This window comes from Ruegeria sp. AD91A (genome assembly GCF_003443535.1).
Taxonomy (GTDB): Bacteria; Pseudomonadota; Alphaproteobacteria; order Rhodobacterales; family Rhodobacteraceae; genus Ruegeria.
In genome coordinates this window covers 3,645,329-3,662,296 of sequence record NZ_CP031946.1, presented here as the reverse complement: position 1 = coordinate 3,662,296, position 16,968 = coordinate 3,645,329, and the positions used below count along the sequence as shown (strand labels likewise).

The 16,968-nt window shown below is 58.7% G+C and carries 20 protein-coding genes; 9 read left to right on the top strand and 11 right to left on the bottom strand.

Going from position 1 to position 16,968, the window contains the following annotated elements:
• Positions 1 to 82: 82 nt before the first annotated feature.
• The 3 genes from D1823_RS18455 to D1823_RS18445 form a co-directional block, all read right to left on the bottom strand.
• Positions 83 to 973 (bottom strand): PhzF family phenazine biosynthesis protein, encoded by an 891-nt coding sequence (locus tag D1823_RS18455; protein WP_117872548.1) that lies wholly within the window; start codon positions 971 to 973, stop codon positions 83 to 85.
• A gap of 84 nt (positions 974 to 1,057) precedes the next feature.
• Entirely contained in the window at positions 1,058 to 1,282 is a 225-nt protein-coding gene (locus tag D1823_RS18450; protein WP_117872546.1) for a DUF1150 family protein, read from the bottom strand.
• 5 nt (positions 1,283 to 1,287) lie between these two features.
• The gene (locus D1823_RS18445) at positions 1,288 to 1,701 is read right to left on the bottom strand and encodes an Hsp20 family protein (RefSeq protein ID WP_058275530.1); all 414 of its coding nucleotides are present in this window, start codon (positions 1,699 to 1,701) and stop codon (positions 1,288 to 1,290) included.
• Between the two features lie 163 nt (positions 1,702 to 1,864).
• Here D1823_RS18445 and D1823_RS18440 point away from each other — a divergent pair, with 163 nt between their 5' ends.
• The 4 genes from D1823_RS18440 (at position 1,865) to D1823_RS18425 (ending at position 4,474) form a co-directional block, all read left to right on the top strand.
• On the top strand, positions 1,865 to 2,089 hold the full coding sequence (locus tag D1823_RS18440) for a YdcH family protein (RefSeq protein ID WP_117872544.1): 225 nt from the start codon (positions 1,865 to 1,867) through the stop codon (positions 2,087 to 2,089).
• A gap of 77 nt (positions 2,090 to 2,166) precedes the next feature.
• On the top strand, positions 2,167 to 2,652 hold the full coding sequence (purE, locus tag D1823_RS18435; RefSeq protein ID WP_117872985.1) for a 5-(carboxyamino)imidazole ribonucleotide mutase: 486 nt from the start codon (positions 2,167 to 2,169) through the stop codon (positions 2,650 to 2,652).
• Positions 2,649 to 3,404, top strand: a complete 756-nt coding sequence (locus D1823_RS18430; protein WP_117872543.1) for an NAD(P)-binding domain-containing protein — start codon at positions 2,649 to 2,651, stop codon at positions 3,402 to 3,404. Before purE ends, D1823_RS18430 begins: the two co-directional genes overlap by 4 nt.
• A 2-nt stretch (positions 3,405 to 3,406) precedes the next feature.
• Positions 3,407 to 4,474 (top strand): 5-(carboxyamino)imidazole ribonucleotide synthase, encoded by a 1,068-nt coding sequence (locus D1823_RS18425; RefSeq protein WP_117872540.1) that lies wholly within the window; start codon positions 3,407 to 3,409, stop codon positions 4,472 to 4,474.
• Positions 4,475 to 4,498: 24 nt separating this feature from the next.
• Here D1823_RS18425 and D1823_RS18420 read toward each other — a convergent pair whose 3' ends face one another.
• From D1823_RS18420 to D1823_RS18395, 6 genes are all read right to left on the bottom strand, one after another.
• Positions 4,499 to 5,650, bottom strand: a complete 1,152-nt coding sequence (locus tag D1823_RS18420; protein ID WP_117872538.1) for an alpha-D-ribose 1-methylphosphonate 5-triphosphate diphosphatase — start codon at positions 5,648 to 5,650, stop codon at positions 4,499 to 4,501.
• A complete protein-coding gene (locus tag D1823_RS18415) occupies positions 5,647 to 6,420 on the bottom strand; it encodes an alpha/beta fold hydrolase (protein ID WP_117872536.1) in 774 nt (257 codons plus the stop codon). The genes D1823_RS18420 and D1823_RS18415 overlap by 4 nt, the downstream gene beginning before the upstream one ends.
• 38 nt (positions 6,421 to 6,458) lie before the next feature.
• The gene (locus D1823_RS18410) at positions 6,459 to 7,301 is read right to left on the bottom strand and encodes a DMT family transporter (RefSeq protein ID WP_117872534.1); all 843 of its coding nucleotides are present in this window, start codon (positions 7,299 to 7,301) and stop codon (positions 6,459 to 6,461) included.
• A gap of 244 nt (positions 7,302 to 7,545) precedes the next feature.
• A complete protein-coding gene (groL, locus tag D1823_RS18405) occupies positions 7,546 to 9,189 on the bottom strand; it encodes a chaperonin GroEL (RefSeq protein ID WP_117872532.1) in 1,644 nt (547 codons plus the stop codon).
• A 55-nt stretch (positions 9,190 to 9,244) separates the two neighbouring features.
• Positions 9,245 to 9,532: a co-chaperone GroES gene (locus tag D1823_RS18400; protein WP_117872530.1), complete on the bottom strand. Its 288-nt coding sequence runs from the start codon at positions 9,530 to 9,532 to the stop codon at positions 9,245 to 9,247.
• 152 nt (positions 9,533 to 9,684) lie between these two features.
• Complete coding sequence (locus D1823_RS18395; protein WP_117872528.1) at positions 9,685 to 10,359, bottom strand: DUF2161 domain-containing phosphodiesterase; 675 nt, start codon at positions 10,357 to 10,359, stop codon at positions 9,685 to 9,687.
• Between the two features lie 110 nt (positions 10,360 to 10,469).
• Here D1823_RS18395 and D1823_RS18390 point away from each other — a divergent pair, with 110 nt between their 5' ends.
• The 5 genes from D1823_RS18390 to D1823_RS18370 all read left to right on the top strand — a co-directional run bounded on the left by D1823_RS18390 (position 10,470) and on the right by D1823_RS18370 (position 15,214).
• On the top strand, positions 10,470 to 11,450 hold the full coding sequence (locus D1823_RS18390; RefSeq protein ID WP_117872525.1) for a TraB/GumN family protein: 981 nt from the start codon (positions 10,470 to 10,472) through the stop codon (positions 11,448 to 11,450).
• A 110-nt stretch (positions 11,451 to 11,560) separates the two neighbouring features.
• A complete protein-coding gene (locus D1823_RS18385) occupies positions 11,561 to 12,481 on the top strand; it encodes a manganese-dependent inorganic pyrophosphatase (protein ID WP_117872523.1) in 921 nt (306 codons plus the stop codon).
• Between the two features lie 133 nt (positions 12,482 to 12,614).
• Complete coding sequence (locus D1823_RS18380; protein WP_117872521.1) at positions 12,615 to 13,691, top strand: DUF389 domain-containing protein; 1,077 nt, start codon at positions 12,615 to 12,617, stop codon at positions 13,689 to 13,691.
• Between the two features lie 102 nt (positions 13,692 to 13,793).
• Positions 13,794 to 14,669: a TIGR01459 family HAD-type hydrolase gene (locus D1823_RS18375; protein ID WP_117872519.1), complete on the top strand. Its 876-nt coding sequence runs from the start codon at positions 13,794 to 13,796 to the stop codon at positions 14,667 to 14,669.
• A gap of 101 nt (positions 14,670 to 14,770) precedes the next feature.
• Positions 14,771 to 15,214 carry a MaoC family dehydratase gene (locus D1823_RS18370; protein ID WP_117872517.1) on the top strand — a complete coding sequence of 148 codons (444 nt, stop codon included), beginning with the start codon at positions 14,771 to 14,773 and terminating at the stop codon, positions 15,212 to 15,214.
• 75 nt (positions 15,215 to 15,289) lie between these two features.
• Here D1823_RS18370 and D1823_RS18365 read toward each other — a convergent pair whose 3' ends face one another.
• Positions 15,290 to 16,279, bottom strand: coding sequence for a methylenetetrahydrofolate reductase (locus tag D1823_RS18365; protein ID WP_117872515.1), 990 nt, complete (start codon positions 16,277 to 16,279; stop codon positions 15,290 to 15,292).
• Positions 16,276 to 16,857, bottom strand: a complete 582-nt coding sequence (locus tag D1823_RS18360) for a methylenetetrahydrofolate reductase C-terminal domain-containing protein (RefSeq protein ID WP_117872513.1) — start codon at positions 16,855 to 16,857, stop codon at positions 16,276 to 16,278. The genes D1823_RS18365 and D1823_RS18360 overlap by 4 nt, the downstream gene beginning before the upstream one ends.
• Positions 16,858 to 16,968: the final 111 nt, after the last annotated feature.

Here is a 16,968-nt window from a genome sequence, read left to right as displayed (position 1 = left end):
GTGGACCCAGATGACGGCTGGGCTGGATGCAACCCGCCGCCTTCGGCCAGAATACCGGGGGCAGCCCTCGGTTAGCGTTTGCTCATTTTATCGGCGTTTCCGGCAGGTCAACCTGCCCGCGCATCAGAACATACCCCTGACCGGACACCTTGATGCCCGTCATCGCATCAGGCGGGCCGACACGCGTGACGATGGCCTTCCCGGGGCGGCCCATATCGTGACCCTGCTCGGCGATGAAGCTTTCCTTTTTCATCAATCCGTGTTTCCACAAATAGGCGGCCATCGCACCGGTGGCAGACCCGGTAAACGGATCTTCAGGCGGGCTGGGCGGAGCCAGAAGAAGGCGCGAAAACGTATCCCCCTCATCGGTTGCCCCTTGCAGCGTGACAAGAAACGGTTCGGCCATATCCGAGCCGGAATAACCCGCAGCTTCAGCCACTTTGCGCAATGGGCCTTCAACCAGTTGAGCGGCCCGCAATGCCGTATGATCCCGCAGAACGGTGATGCAGAACGGCAAGCCGGTTGATACCATCTGAGGCGGCGAAATGATGGCTTCCTGTGGCAGGCTGACCGCTCCCGCCACCAGTTCCGCGGGGACGAGTGCACCGAATTGCGGTGCGACCTGAGTCATTTCGATCTGTTCACCCTGCAACCGGATCGAGACCAGACCCGCACCGGTTTCCAGCGTCAGACTGTCGCCCGAGATCATGCCGCGGGATCGCATCGCCGCGACAGTGGCGATAGTCGGATGCCCCGCGAAGGGGATTTCGCGGCTGGCCAGAAAATAACGGACGCGGATGTCGGCCACCTCGGACGGGCCGGTAAAGGTGCATTCGACCAGAGAGGTTTCGCGCACATAGGCCATGCAGACTTCTTCCGTAAGGCGCGCACCTTCGTGGACTACAGCACATCCGTTGCCACCAAATGCGCGATCACTGAAGGCGTCCACCCAGTCAAAGTCAAACCAGCCCATGATGCCGCTCCTGCCTTTGCATGTGCGGCAAGATCACCGCATTAAAAGAAAATGCCACTTCGTTTCAGCAGAGTTTTCGGTCGCCTAGTGAACGGCCACCGGAGACAGATCATGTTCTCGCGCCAGCACAAAGGCCAGCTTGCGGTCTGCGACCAGCGCCAGTTGCTGCCCGTCGGAATCGTGGACGGCGTAAAGCTGATCCAGATCGCCTGCCTGTTCACGAACTTCCCGAGGCAATTCAGATACTTCAACCGTTTTGACATAGACAATACGGTTGCCTTCGGTGTTGATTTCAATCGGTGTATTCATTGCTCTTACCCCTTCCGTATGTTGATCGTCTGAACCACGGTTTCCGGCACGGCGCGGGTCAGATCCACGTGCAGCAGACCGTTTTCCATGATCGCCTCGCCCACTTCGACACCGTCAGCCAGCACGAACATGCGCTGGAACTGACGCGCCGCGATGCCACGGTGCAGGAATATGCGCCCCTCGCTGTCGTCGCGCTGACGGCCCCTGATCACCAACTGGCGATCCTCGATCGTGATTGACAGATCCTCTTCGGCAAACCCGGCCACCGCAAGAGTGATGCGATAGGAGAAATCCGAGGTCTGTTCGATGTTATAAGGCGGGTACCCTTCATTTCCGGCCTTTGCAGACCGTTCCAGAAGGCGTTCCAACTGCTCGAACCCCAATAGATGCGGGTATGAGCCAAGAGTGAGTTTCGACACGTATTTTCGTCCTTCATTGTCAAAGCGACGTGGTGTGCGGCCCCGTTCTGGCAACCGCCTGCAATAGAATATGGGAAGAAACCAGGATGTCCACAAGGTCTGGCGCGATAACGTCTGACACACTATCTTGTTGGCCAAGCACCACAACTAACTCGAGTCGCCAATGAATGCGCCTACCGATCTTTCGATGAAAACAGATGAAGTATTGCGTGTTGAGCTTGAGGTTTTCCGCCGACAGCACCGCGATCTGGACGAGGCGATCGAAGCGTTGCATGAAAAGGGAACGGCCGATCAACTGACCTTACGGCGCCTGAAAAAAGAGAAATTGCGCCTGAAAGACATCATCCGGCTGATCGAAGACCGCCTGACCCCCGATATCATCGCCTGAACGGCCCTGTACCGCATTGCCAGTCAACCGGATTTGGCTATAGTGCGCGCTCTTTCTGAGCGCGGGGACGTATGCGGATGAGCGATGTGAAAGTGGGGATCATTATGGGCAGCCAGTCGGACTGGCCCACGATGAAGGAAGCCGCAGATATTCTGGACGAACTGGGCGTCGCCTACGAAGCGCGTATCGTATCGGCCCACCGCACGCCGGACCGGTTGTGGGACTATGGCAAGACCGCAGTCTCGCGTGGATTGCAGGTGATCATTGCAGGTGCTGGCGGGGCGGCGCATCTTCCGGGTATGATGGCGTCGAAAACGCGGGTACCAGTCATTGGCGTCCCGGTGCAGACCCGCGCCTTGTCGGGCGTGGATTCTCTGTATTCCATCGTGCAGATGCCCAAGGGGTTCCCGGTGGCGACCATGGCGATCGGGTCCGCCGGCGGGGCCAATGCCGGTCTGATGGCAGCGGGCATCCTGGCATTGCAGGATGATGCTTTGGCCGAACGGCTGGACAACTGGCGTGACGCGCTGTCAGCGTCGATCCCCCAGGAACCGCAGGGATGAGCCGGATCGGATTTATCGGCACCGGCCATATCGCCGCGCCGATCGCGCGACTGATGGCCGCCAAAGAGCACCAGATCAGCGTGACCGAGCGCAACGCCACAGTTTCATCTGCCTTGAAGGCGGAACTGGGCGCAACCGTCGCTGCACCTCAGACCGTGATTGACACCTCGGACATCGTGTTCCTGTGCCTGCGCCCGCATATTGCGGCCGACGTTCTGGACCCGCTGATCTTTCGTGCCGATCAGCAGATCGTTTCCGTCATGGCGTCGGTGCCCACCGAGCAACTGGCCGCGCTTTGCGCCCCTGCGTCGGATTTCGTGCAGACCATCCCGCTGGGCTTTCTGGAAACCGGCGGCTGCCCGATGGCAGCTTTTGGCAATGATCGCCTGCTGGCCGATCTGTTTGAGCCCGAGAACCCTGTGGTCAAGGTTGCGGATGAAGCCGCGCTGAACGCGCATTTCGCCATTTGTGCCATGGTTCCCGGCATTCTGGACCTGATGGTCACCGGTGCCAAATGGCTGGGTGACGCAACCGGGGATACGGACGGGGCCGAGTTCTATACAACGCAGTTAATGGCGGGCTTTCTGGCCTCGATGGAAAAAGGCACCGCCGGGCGGTTGGCGCAAGAGCGTGACGCCCTGGCGACAGAGGACACGCTGAGCCTGCAAATGACGGACGCCCTGAATGATCAGGGCGCGCACGAGGCGCTGCGTTCCGCGCTTAGCGCTATTGGCAAACGTTTGGAGAGTTGAAGATGGCGGAAATGCTCGCCCAAGGTGCAGTGATCGGGATTCTGGGGGGCGGTCAGCTAGGCCGGATGCTGTCTGTGGCAGCCGCCAGACTGGGTTTTGTCAGCCATATCTACGAACCGGGTGCAAACGCGCCGGCCGGGCAGGTTGCGGATCGCGTCACCACCGCGGCTTACGACGATGCAAACGCGCTGAAAGCCTTTGCCGTTGCGGTCGATGTCATCACCTATGAGTTCGAGAACATCCCGACCGAAGCGCTGGACATTCTGGAAGCGCACCGCCCGATCCGCCCCGGGCGCGAGGCATTGCGGGTCAGCCAGGACAGGTTGACCGAGAAGGCATTTCTGCAAGAGCTGGGACTGAAGACGGCCCCGTTTGCGGATATTGCCGACCTGACCAGCCTGAATGCGGCGATCGAGCAGATCGGAACGCCCGCCATCCTGAAAACCCGTCGCTTCGGCTATGACGGCAAGGGGCAGGCCCGGCTGCGCAGCCCTGAGGATGCCGAGGCCGCTCTGGCCGATATGGCCGGTGCACCAGCTATTCTGGAAGGGTTCGTGGATTTCTCGCACGAGGTGTCGATCATCGCGGCCCGCGGTCTGGACGGTCAGGTCGCCTGTTTCGATCCGGGTGAGAATGTGCACCGCGATGGCATCTTGCGCACCACCACCATCCCTGCCCGCCTGTCTCCCGCCCAGCGCACAGACGCAATCCTGCTCGCAGCAAACATCCTGAACGCACTCGAATACGTCGGCGTGATGGGCGTTGAGCTGTTCGTGACGCCCGGCGGTCTGATCGTGAACGAAATCGCGCCGCGGGTCCACAATTCGGGCCACTGGACGCAGAACGGCTGCGCTGTCGATCAGTTCGAACAGCATATCCGCGCCGTGGCAGGCTGGCCATTGGGGGACGGACAGCGCCATTCCGATGTGGTGATGGAAAACCTGATCGGCGACGACATGGACCGTGTACCTGAGCTGGCCCGCGAGCGGGATGTGGCGCTGCATCTCTACGGCAAGGCCGAAGTCAAGGCGGGTCGCAAGATGGGGCATTTCAACCGCATCAAACGTTGACGAAACGTGAATATGCGGCGCGCTTCAGTTCACGAAGCGCGCGGCGACATCACCCGACATATAGCTGATGCGCCCACCGGCCAAGGTGGCCGCGACGCGATGGGTATCCGCATCCAGGATGACCAGGTCCGCGCGTCTTCCCGGCGCGAGCGTGCCCCGGTCCTGCATGTCCAGTACCCGCGCGGGGCCGGACGAGATCAGCGCCCAGGCACCGGCCAAATCCAGCAGACCGGTTTTGGCCAGCATCAACGCCGCGCGGCGCGGGCTGGGATAGTGGTAATCCGAGGCCAACGCATCACAAAGCCCCATGGCAATCAGTTCAACCGCGCTGGCATTCCCCTTGTGCGACCCACCCCGCACAACGTTGGGAGATCCGAGGATAACGTGATCCTCGGCGGAACGCGCGGCCTCGGCAGCCTCAAGCGTTTCGGGGAATTCGGCAATGCGCACGCCCCGGTCGCGCCACCATGCCCGCGTCTCGGCGGTTGCGTCATCATGGCTGCCCAGACGCACACCCATTTCGACAAGTGTGGCGCTGAGTGCTTCGACGGCGGCAGGCACTTCGTTCCTACGGGCATGCATGCCAAGCAGCATCTCAAAATGCGCATCCGGATTGCGCCCGGCCTTCAACGCTTGCCCGGTCAGGCGCGGAGGCTTTTTGCCCTGCGCCAAACGATCATGCGGCAGGTGATCATTGAACACCACATAGGGCACCTGCCATTCGGCGATACGCCGCGCCAGACCGGCATAATCCTCAAGCATGTTGGTCTCGAACCGCAATTGCGGGATCAGATCCGTGACTGCGCTGTCCTTGACCGCAGCGATTGCCCGAAACACCTGCGCGGCAAACTCCGGGCCGCGCACGCCACCTTCCCAACTGTAGAACTGGGCCAGCACAGCGGTGGTGATGCCATTGGCGGCCAGTTCGGCCTCGACTGCCAGAATACCTTCGTTCATCTGCTTCATCGCGCCGCGCCGAGGGGCGATGTGGCGTTCGAACCCGTCCCCGTGCAGATCGACGATACCGGGCAGGACAAGATAACCGGTCAGATCAATCCTGCGCCCGGTCGGATCATGCTTAACAACGCCGTCCGCTATCGAAAGATCGTAGCGCGACAGACCATCCCCCGGCAACAGGACCTCTGCGCCGGTCATTGTCAGGTCCAGTGCGGTCATCGTGTGGGCTCCGAGTCAGGTTCCGAACAGTCCTGCCCGATGCAGATCTCGTCGATTATCTCCATCACGCCGTCGAGCCAGGTGATCTTTGGATCGAATTGACCAAATTCGATAAAATGCAGTGCCTGCGCCATAACGCGCGGGTTGTTCATCATGAAGGTGTGGGTCACAGGCAGAACAATGTGATCGGCCATCCCTTCGACCTTGGTGGTTTCAATCGAAACCTTGCCGTCATCCCGCCCGTCGATCAGCGACGAAAACAGCGGGTTGAGCGAGTTCTCGCCCGCAATCACCCCCAGTTCAAAATCCACCGGCGGCAGGCGGCGCGGAATGCCTTCGGGACCGGTGCCCAATTGCAATCCCGCAGGGCCGTTCAGATACCCGAACACTTCCCATGCGCTCAGCTCATCGACCAACTGGCTGCCCTGATTGGGCGGGCCGAGCATGACGACACGACCCAGGTTTTCAGGCCGATGGTCCTTGAACCAATAGCGCAACAGGATACCCCCCATGGAATGCGCGACGACATTGGCCTTGTCGTCACCACAAGCTGCAAGCGCGTCCGGTATGGTTTGCTCTGCCAGTTCGGGAATGCCGATTTCGGTCGATGGATACCCGTGGCGCACAACAATATAGTCATGCGCCTTGAACAGCTGCTCCATCACGGTAAACGACGCCTCTGTGCGCGCCAGACCATGCAGGAGGATCACGCATTTCGCGCTGGCTGCGGCGGGAGCGAGGCAGAAGAACAGGGCAATCAAAAGTTTCATAACCGCCAGATAAAGCCTATGAGCCTTCGATAAAAGCCCTAGCCCTTTTGACGTCGCAACACGGCCAGCGCGATACCGCCTAATACAAGCACGGTGCCGATGATCAGCCGTGTTTCGGCAACCTCGCCCAGAAAGGCGACACCGCCGAGAATTGCAATCACCGGCACGCTGAGCTGAACGACAGCCGCCACAGACGGGGCCAGTTGAGGCAAAACACGATACCACAAAGCATAACCGAGCCCTGAGGTAACTCCACCGGACAGAACAGCCAGCAGATACCCCGCCCCGTTCATCTGCCAGACGCCGCCGGTGGCAAGCATCGCCAGGGCAGTCAATGGCAAAGCTACAATGAAATTGGCGGCCGTTCCCTCCAGAGGGTTTGTTTCAGATCGGCCCGCAATCGAATAAAGGGCCCAACCAATACCAGCGGCGACCATCAAAGCCGCGCCGTTCAGGTCGACCTGAACGGAGTCAGAGGGCCAGAGCACATAGGCCAGACCTGCAAGCGCAACCCCTGCCCCCGCCACTTGCCGCGCGGTCGGAGTCGCACCAGTCAAGGCGCCGATCGAAAACATCGAAATTTGCACCGTGCCAAACAGGATCAAAGCACCCAATCCGGCATCCAGCGTCAGGTAGGCGATCGAAAACCCGATCATGTAGAGCGTCAACGACCCCGCACCAACGATCCGTCTTCGACTGCGCAGTGGAAGATGCCCCCCGCGTGCAAGCACAAGAGTGGCCAGCACCACGGCCCCGGCCAAAACCCGTACGATGGCAAATCCAGTCGGATCGCTGGCTCCGCTATCGATAGCCAACCGATTCAGAATGGAATTCGCAGCGAAGGCGCACATGGTCAGGGCGGTGAGCAAAAACAATTTCATACGAACCGCATAGCCGTTTGGGCCGGGTTTGCACACTCACTTTCCCGAAGGGCGTAAGATCAGACCAGCTGCGCTTGTTGAAGCTGCGTCGCAACCCGCTGACAAAGCAGAACGGTCAATACAAAACGGGGCCGCCCGAAGGCGACCCCAAACTTAAGTTCCAAGGCTTCCCCCTCGGCAGCTTGGCCTTACAGCCAAGCGCCTGTCGGGACCGTCAGAATTCGCCGAGGCGAATTCGACGTGCTTACATCATGCCGCCCATGCCGCCCATGTCGGGCATGCCGCCGCCAGCAGGCGCGCCTTCTTTGGCAGGCTTGTCAGCAACCATTGCTTCGGTGGTGACCAGCAGGCCAGCAACCGACGCCGCGTCTTCCAGTGCTGTACGGACAACTTTGGCCGGGTCGATCACGCCGAACGAGAACATGTCGCCATATTCTTCGGTCTGAGCGTTGAAACCGAATGCAGCGTCTTCGTTTTCACGAACCTTGCCAGCAACAACCGCACCGTCAACACCCGCGTTCTCGGCGATCTGGCGCAGAGGCGCTTCGATGGCTTTGCGAACGATGTTGATGCCTGCATCCTGATCAGCGTTTGCGCCTTTCAGCGACTCCAGTGCTTTACCGGCCTGAACCAGAGCAACACCGCCACCGACAACAACGCCTTCCTGAACGGCTGCGCGCGTTGCGTTCAGAGCATCGTCAACACGATCTTTACGCTCTTTCACTTCAACTTCGGTCATGCCGCCGACGCGGATAACGGCAACACCGCCTGCCAGTTTGGCAACGCGTTCTTGCAGCTTCTCACGGTCGTAGTCCGACGAGGTTTCTTCGATCTGAGTGCGGATCTGAGCAACACGTGCTTCGATCTCGGCTTTCTCGCCAGCACCGTCAACGATGGTGGTTTCGTCTTTGGTGATTTCGATTTTCTTGGCGGTGCCCAGCATGTCCATGGTGACGGACTCGAGCTTCATGCCCAGATCTTCGCTGATAACCTGACCGCCGGTCAGGATTGCGATGTCCTGCAGCATGGCCTTGCGGCGATCGCCGAAGCCCGGTGCTTTGACAGCAGCAATTTTCAGGCCGCCGCGCAGTTTGTTGACAACCAGAGTTGCCAGCGCTTCGCCTTCAACATCCTCGGCAATGATCAGCAGCGGCTTTTGCGACTGGATCACCTGCTCGAGCAGCGGGACCATCGGCTGCAGCGAGGACAGTTTCTTTTCGTGCAGCAGGATCATGCAGTCTTCGAGCTCTGCAATCATCTTGTCTGCGTTGGTGACGAAGTAAGGCGACAGGTAGCCACGGTCGAACTGCATACCTTCGACAACGTCGGTCTCGGTTTCCAGACCTTTGTTTTCTTCGACGGTGATGACGCCTTCGTTGCCGACCTTCTGCATCGCGTCTGCGATCTGCTGGCCGATTTCGGCTTCGCCGTTGGCCGAGATGGTGCCAACCTGAGCAACTTCTGCCGAGTCTTTGACTTCGCGCGAGGCTTCTTTGATGCCTTCAACAACCTTGGCGGTTGCCAGGTCGATGCCGCGCTTCAGGTCCATCGGGTTCAGACCCGCTGCCACCTGCTTCAGGCCTTCTTTTACGATCGCCTGTGCCAGAACGGTTGCGGTGGTGGTGCCGTCGCCGGCTTCGTCATTGGTGCGGCTGGCGACTTCTTTCACCATCTGCGCGCCCATGTTTTCGAACTTGTCTTCCAGTTCGATTTCCTTGGCAACCGATACACCGTCCTTGGTGATGCGCGGTGCGCCGAAGGATTTGTCCAGAACCACGTTGCGGCCTTTGGGGCCCAGGGTCACTTTAACAGCATCGGCCAGGATGTTCACACCTGCCAGCATGCGGTTACGGGCATCGGTGTCGAACTTGACGTCCTTTGCAGCCATGTCGTTTCTCCTTGAGAAAATGTATTGTGATGAAGGTCAGAGGAAGCGGGATCGCTTACTCAATGATCCCCATGATGTCGCTTTCTTTCATCATCAGCAGCTCTTCGCCGTCGACCTGAACCTCGGTGCCCGACCATTTGCCGAACAGGATCTTGTCGCCAGCTTTTACAGCCATCGCGATCAACTCGCCGCTGTCCTTGCGCGCGCCTTCGCCGGTTGAGACGACTTCGCCTTCGCTGGGCTTTTCTTTTGCGCTGTCAGGAATGATCAGGCCGCCTGCGGTTTTCTCTTCGCTTTCGGTACGGCGAACCAGCACACGGTCATGAAGCGGTTTCAATGCCATCTTTGTAGCTCCTTGGGCTCAAAGTTTGTTTATCCTCCCCTCGCCTTCCGACGAGGCGTTAGCACTCGAGGTGTGTGAGTGATAACGACGCATAGCTAGGGAGTCTAAAACTCCGAGTCAACAAGTTGTGAGAGATTTTTTTGCAGAATGGATCAGTCAACCTGTTCCCAACTGTAGGCCCAGTGCTTCAAGCCTTCCGCTCCTGCGGACGTAAGCCCGTATATGCCTTTTTCAACCTTCTCAAACCACCCATAGTGGTTTTCCCGCATAAGCCGGGTGGCAACCGGGACGCCGACCGACTTGGCGACGTCTGATCCCTTGGTCGGGCCATTCTCGGCCAAAAAAGCCGCACATTTCAGTGCATCCTGCCGATAAGCCGTCACGATACCATGGCGCGTCGCGCCCCCGGCGTTTGGGTCACCTTCCAGCCGGTCGAATTCCCGCAGCATCCGTGCGGCTCCGGCTTTGTTCTTACGGGGCGCATAGGGGCCGGGATCGCATTGCACCTCAACCGTGCCATCAGCCCGCACAGTGATCAGGCCCAGGCCAAGCCTTCGACACAATGCCAGATTATCTTTCAGCGCCCGCCGGGCCGTTCGGCCCGTGGGTTTGCTGACCGCGATGTAGACCAGATCGGTGAGTTTCAGCCGATTGATCGCCTGATGAAACAGGGTCAGCGTGAACCGAAGTTTCAGTTCGACAATCACCGGAGCATCCCCATCGCGCACCGCAACGATGTCGGCTGCGCCGACTTCTCCCTTGACGGCGTATCCCTGCCGCTCCAGCAGCGCCTTGACCGGGGGGTAGAGATCCTGCTCGCGGTTCATGCGCCCATGCTACGCAGATTGTCAGGGAATACCAGACGGGCTGCTTGAACATCGGCTGGTGGCGTGGCTAAGTCTGGGTTCAACTTCTTGACACCATTCAGGCTGGCTCCATGCGTTTGCTCACTTTTCTTGCGTTCCTTCTGTTTCCGATCTCGGCTCAGGCCGCGTGCGAGGGGGTGGACCTGCGGCCGCAACTGCCTGAGGAAACCCGGGCCAGATTGCAAAGTGCAGTGGCCGAGATCGCTTATCCCGAAGGCAATCACTGGATTGCACGCAAGGGCGATACGGTTTTGCACATCATAGGAACGCTGCACACCTTCGATCCGCGCATGGAGGAGGTCATTGATCGCCTGTCGCCCGAACTGAACAAGGCTGACGCCTTTTATTTCGAAGTCACTCAGGAAGACATGAACGCCTTCGAACAGAACATGGCCAATGACCTGACTGCGGTGATGATTACCTCGGGCCCTACGTTGATCGACCTGATGACGGAAGACGATTGGGATGCGCTTTCCACAGCTCTGGCCCAGCGCGGCATCCCCGGCTGGATGGCTGCGAAGATGCGCCCGTGGTTCCTGACCATGATGCTGAGCATCCCGCCCTGCATGATCCAAGACCCGAATGCAACTTATGGAATGGACGCTCGCCTGAACGATCTGGCCGTCGAAAAAGGTATCCCACAGCACTCGCTGGAACGGATCGAAGACCTGATGGCCATGTTCGACAGTCACCCGCTGGAAAAACAGGTCGAGTCGCTTGTGCGCCTGTCCGGAGCCATGCAGGGCAATGCCGACCAATTGGTCACCATGGCCAATGCATATATGGAAGAAAAGCACGCCGAGATCATACAGTTTGCCCACCTTCAGGGGCTTGAACAGTCGGGCCTGAGCCCCGAGGCCTTTGACGCGGAATGGCGCAATTTCGAGCAGCAGATGCTGGTGCAACGAAACGCCAACTGGATGGCGCAGATTCTGGACATCAGGGATCAGACAGTTGTGATTGCGGTCGGCGCAGGGCACCTGAGTGATGATTACGGCCTGTTGAACCAGCTGGAAAAAGCCGGATACGTTCTGACACGCGCCGCATTCTAAATTGACCCTGCGGTTTGCAGACCAAGCGTCGCAGACGGTGGGCTGCAGCGTGACAACTGCATTTACCCGCCCTATAAGGCGCGCAAATTTCCATTCCGCAGGACACTGACATGACCACTCTAGTATTTGGCCACAAATCCCCCGACACCGATTCTACAGGCTCACCGATCGTGTGGTCCTGGTACCTGAACGAAGTCAAAGGCGAGCAGACCGAGCCCGTACTGCTGGGTGAGCCCAACACCGAAGCAGCATTCATGCTGGAGAACTGGGACCTGCCCAAGCCGCGGATCATTGAAGACCTTGCCGCAGGTACCCCGGTGGTTATCGTCGACACCAATAACCCGGCCGAACTGCCGGCAAACGTCAACGACGCGGATATCCGCGCCATTATCGACCATCACAAGCTGGTTGGCGGTCTGGAAACCAAAGGCCCGATCGATATCACCGTGCGCCCCTTGGCCTGCACCGCAACCATCCTGTTTGATCTGATGGGCGAAGATGCCGCCAAAATGCCCGACGCCATCAAAGGCGCTGCGCTGACCTGCATTCTGTCTGACACACTGGAGTTCCGCTCTCCCACCACCACGGCGCATGACCGCGAGGTTGCAGAGCGCCTGGCGGCTGAGCTTGAGCTGGACATTTCAGTATATGCAGCTGACATGTTTGCGGCGAAATCGGATGTCTCTTCCTTCTCGGACGCCGAGTTGATCCGCATGGACAGCAAGGAATACGAGGTCGACGGCACCAAGTTCCGCGTCTCGGTTCTGGAAACCACCGCCCCCGGCGTTGTTCTGGACCGCAAGGCAAACCTGGCAGACTCGATGGTGGATGTTGCCAGGGAAGACGGCGTCGATCAGGTGCTGCTGTTCGTGGTTGATATCCTGAACGAAGAGGCCACGCTGTTGGTGCCGAACGATCTGGTAAAAACCGTCGCCGAGAAGAGCTTTGGTGTTACCGTTGACGGCGACGCTGTCGTTTTGCCGGGTATCATGAGCCGCAAAAAGCAGATCATTCCAAATCTGAAGGTCTGATCGTCTGCCAACCAAGATCGAAAGGCGTCCAATTCGGGCGCCTTTTTTCTTTCTTATCGGCCATTTGCGGAAACGGTATCGGTTGTTAGTCTGGCCGTGGGCGCGAAGCCTATCCCATGGTCAGGTAAGTACAATGGTCGTACGAAAACTAAGCACCACCCGCAGCATCCTTCTTTTTGAAGGTGCCGACAAGGCTGCGTATTGGCGACGCTTTGCAATGCTGCTGATGCTGTCGGTCGTAATCGCGACCATGGGTTTGCTGCGCAATTCCGGGGCTGTTGTCATCGCGGCCATGCTTGTGGCGCCGCTTATGACCCCGATCCTTGGGGTGGCCGCGGCGATGGTCATGGGGTGGCTGAAACGCGCAGTGACGCTGGCGCTCACGGTTTGTCTGGCCGCCATTGCCTGCGTTATGATGGCATGGCTTCTGGTCTATATCGCTGACGTGCCTCGTGGCATTTTGATCCCCGATCAGGTCCTTGCGCGCACCGATCCGGGCACCGAAGATCTGATCGTCGCTCTCGCTGCCGGCGTTGCCGGGGCCTATGTTCAGATCAACAAATCCGAACTGAGCCTTTTGCCCGGCGCGGCCATCGGCGTTTCACTGGTTCCGCCCCTCTCGGCTTCGGGCATCCTGCTGTATTTTGACGAACCCGCCGAGGCCTATGAGGCTGGGCTGCTTTTCGCAACGAACCTTGGCGCGATCATTTTGTCAGCCTGCGCGGTATATCTTGTCTATGCCGCGCGGTCCGTGGTTTTCAGCAAGGGGAAGCGCAAGCTGAACTTTACAGCCAGCGTCTTCGTCGCGATCGCGTTTCTGGTCGTCGTCGTCCTGCAACTTGGGAAATCCACCTATAACCGTTATCTGGAGACGCGGACCGAGGCACAACTGGCCGATGCCATTCGCGAATGGGCCGATCCGGTTTCCGTGGAAATCATCCGCATCGACGTCAACGCTCAGCGCAAACGGGCCGAGGTTTGGCTGATCGTCGACCTGCCGGCCGAAGCGCAGTTCAAAGTTTCTTCCATTGCCGGTTTGCTGCCACCCAAGCTGCGTGAAACCCCTCTTGTCGGGGTGTTGGAGGAGGAACTGGGACCCGGATACCTGGCCATTATCCGGTATCAGCCGCGTATCGGGGCCCAGATCATCCTGGGAACGGAAAACGTTCAGCAGGCCCCGGATGTCACAGAAATTACCGAAGACGAGTAGCAGATTCACCTGTTCCTTCGCGCAAACGGGAATGCGGGATGGTGTTCGGGCCCAAGCTTTGCCATAGCTGTCGCCAGCGCGATATCAGACCCAGAGGCCCCCATGACCCAGATCGTTTCCTCGCTTTCCGAGATCTCCGACCGTTACAAGGCATTGTTCGTCGACCTTTGGGGTTGTGTTCACAATGGCATCACGGCCTATCCCGAAGCCGTCGAAGCGCTGAAGGCCTATCGCGCAAAAGGTGGACTTGTTGTCCTGGTCACGAACTCTCCCAAACCTCGCGCCGGCGTGGCAGAACAACTCGTGCAATTCAATGTTCCCGCCGATGCGTATGACACCATCGCCACAAGTGGGGACTCCGCGCGATCTGCGATGTTCCGGGGCGCTGTGGGACACAAGGTTTACTTCATGGGCGAGTGGCAGCGCGATGCGGGCTTTTTCGAACCGCTGAAATTGCTGGATCATCCCATCCATATCGAGCGCGTGCCGCTGAAGGAAGCCGAAGGTATTGTATGCTGCGGCCCGTTCGACCCAATGGCCGACCCGGATGTGAACCGGCCGGAATTCCTGTACGCCAAGCAGATGGGCATGAAGCTTCTCTGTGCGAACCCTGACATTGTTGTCGACCGCGGAGAGGTGCGTGAATGGTGTGCCGGCGCTTTGGCCAAACTGTACACCGAAATGGGCGGTGAAAGCCTGTATTTCGGCAAACCGCACCCACCTATCTATGACCTGGCCCGTCGCAGGTTGCAGGAACTGGGACACGATATCCCCGACAACGACATTCTGGTGATCGGCGACGGCCCCCATACGGACATTCTGGGCGGCATGGGAGAGGGCATTGATTCTCTGTTCATCTCGGGCGGGCTGGCTGCGGCCGAGACAAAAACGTCGCATCATCCGCATCACGAATCCCTAACCGCCTATATTGAAGGGGAAAAGATCAATCCAACCTACACGATCGGGCGCTTGAGGTAGCAAGAAAAGACTTGATTTTCTGCAACTGCGAAGTAATAAAGTTGCCAACCTTGGCCAAATGATGGTTTTTTCTTTCACGGCCGATTTCGAGTGAGGGCAACATGTTGGACAATCTTCCGCGCGGAACGATCTGTATCGAAGACATCGAAATGGGTATGTCCCGCCACCTGCGCAAAGTGGTGACGGATGAAGATATCGAAATGTTCGCACAGGTCTCAACCGACCGGAATCCGGTGCATCTGGACGACGACTATGCCCGCGATACGATCTTCGAAGGCCGTATTGCCCACGGAATGCTGACGGCGGGTCTGATCTCGGCCGTAATCGGTGAACAACTGCCGGGACACGGCACCGTCTACATGGGTCAATCGCTGAAATTCCTTGCCCCTGTGCGCCCGGGTGACATGGTCTATGCCGAGGTGAAGGTGATCGACATCGACTTTGCCAAGCGCCGCGTCAAGCTGGACTGCCATTGTTCGGTCGAGGGAAAGAAGGTCCTGATCGGCGAAGCCATGGTGCTTGCCCCGTCACGCAAGTTCGACTGATTGGCGAACACGGTCTTGCAAAAGGCGCCCGACCGGCGCCTTTTTTGTTTGGGCACTCAACTGAACGTAAGGTCGTCAAGAGGAACGGGTTCGTTTTCGTCCCTTCAGCGCACCTGATTCCAGAATGATTTCCGACACCACGTGTTCACGCCTGTAGGCCATCACGTGAACCCCGGAAACACCGGCGATGTCCCGGATCTGCTGGATCAGTTCGATACAGATCTTCTTTCCCTCTTCAGCGGGCTTTTCGGCTTTCTCCATCCGCTCGATGACATGATCCGGAATGTGAATTCCGGGCACATTGCTGCGCATCCATCGAGCCGCGCGCGCCGAAGCAATGGGACCCACGCCAGCGATGATGAATACTTTTTCGTCCAGACCGGCATCCCGCACCCGACCCATGAACCTTTCAAAAAGCGGAATGTCGTAGATATAGTTGGTCTGAATAAACTCGGCCCCGGCCTCAACCTTCTTTGCAAGACGTTCCGGACGCCAGTCATAGGGCGGTATACAGGGGTTTTCCGCTGCTCCCAAAAACAGTTGAGGGGGACGCGTGATCTTGCGCCCAGACAGGAACTTTCCTTGATCGCGCATCGTTCGGATCGTACGCAGCAAGGTCAGGGAATCGAAGTCGAACACCGGTTTTGCCCCCGGTTGATCCCCAACCCCGACACCGTCGCCCGTCAGGCACAACACGTTGCTGACGCCCAGCGCCGCGGCCCCCAGAACATCACCCTGAATGGCGATCCGGTTCCGGTCTCGGCAGGAAATCTGATAGACCGGAGAATACCCCGCGCGGGTCAATAAGGCACAGATCCCTATCGAAGACATGTGGCAGTTGGCACCAGACGCATCGGTTGCATTGATCGCGTCCGCCACTTCACCCAGCGGCTGTGCCGCCTGAAAAACATCCTCGGGGTCAGCACTGTCTGGTGGGTTCAGTTCCGCGGTCACGGCAAAACGACCCGAGCGCAAAACTCTTTCCAGTCGGCTGTGCGATACATAGCCTTCGGGAACAGGCACATAGCCGATCGGCTCGACCTCGCTGCGATGGGCACCATTCATTTCTTCAGCTCCCGGTTCACCGCATTGGGGGGTTCAGCGGCCAGAGGTGCCGCGGAGGGTTCATTCTCGCGCGCCTCCGGGAATGCCTGCGCAAGCGTTTCGCGTGCAGCGTCCCGGGCCTCGCGTTCCTGTGCTGCAATCTCGCGGCTGACCCGCAACCAGGATGACGACCCCTTCAACGTGTGTTCCACGGGCGGAAGGACCTCTTTTATCTTGTCGCCCCCGTGTCGCATACGGCTGGCCCCATCCCAAGCCAAGGCCCAGACACATTTCATGTCGGGTTTGACCTCACAGAACTCACCGGGACGCACACCGCCACACGGGCCGTTGCGCAGTTGCTTGGGGCAGTTCATCGGGCAGGACATACCCGTCGAAGACAAAACGCATTGCCCGCACATCTTGCAATCAAACAAAAGGCTTTTGACACCTTTTTCGACCAACGCAATAGGGCGTTCAACGCGATTGTGGCCGATCTTTGCAAAGACCGGGTCCATCGCGACCATGCCCCGTTCGACACATTTGTAAATCCATTCGAATGCACGGGCATTGCGAATCGCGAACAATCGCAATCGATACATGGGTCTGCCTCCTGTGCTGGGTTCATTTGAACCTGGCCGGGCCATCGTCCGGCACGCAGCGTGTTTCGAGGGCCGGAAGTGCAGTCTACACTCAGAGCCTTTTTTCGATCA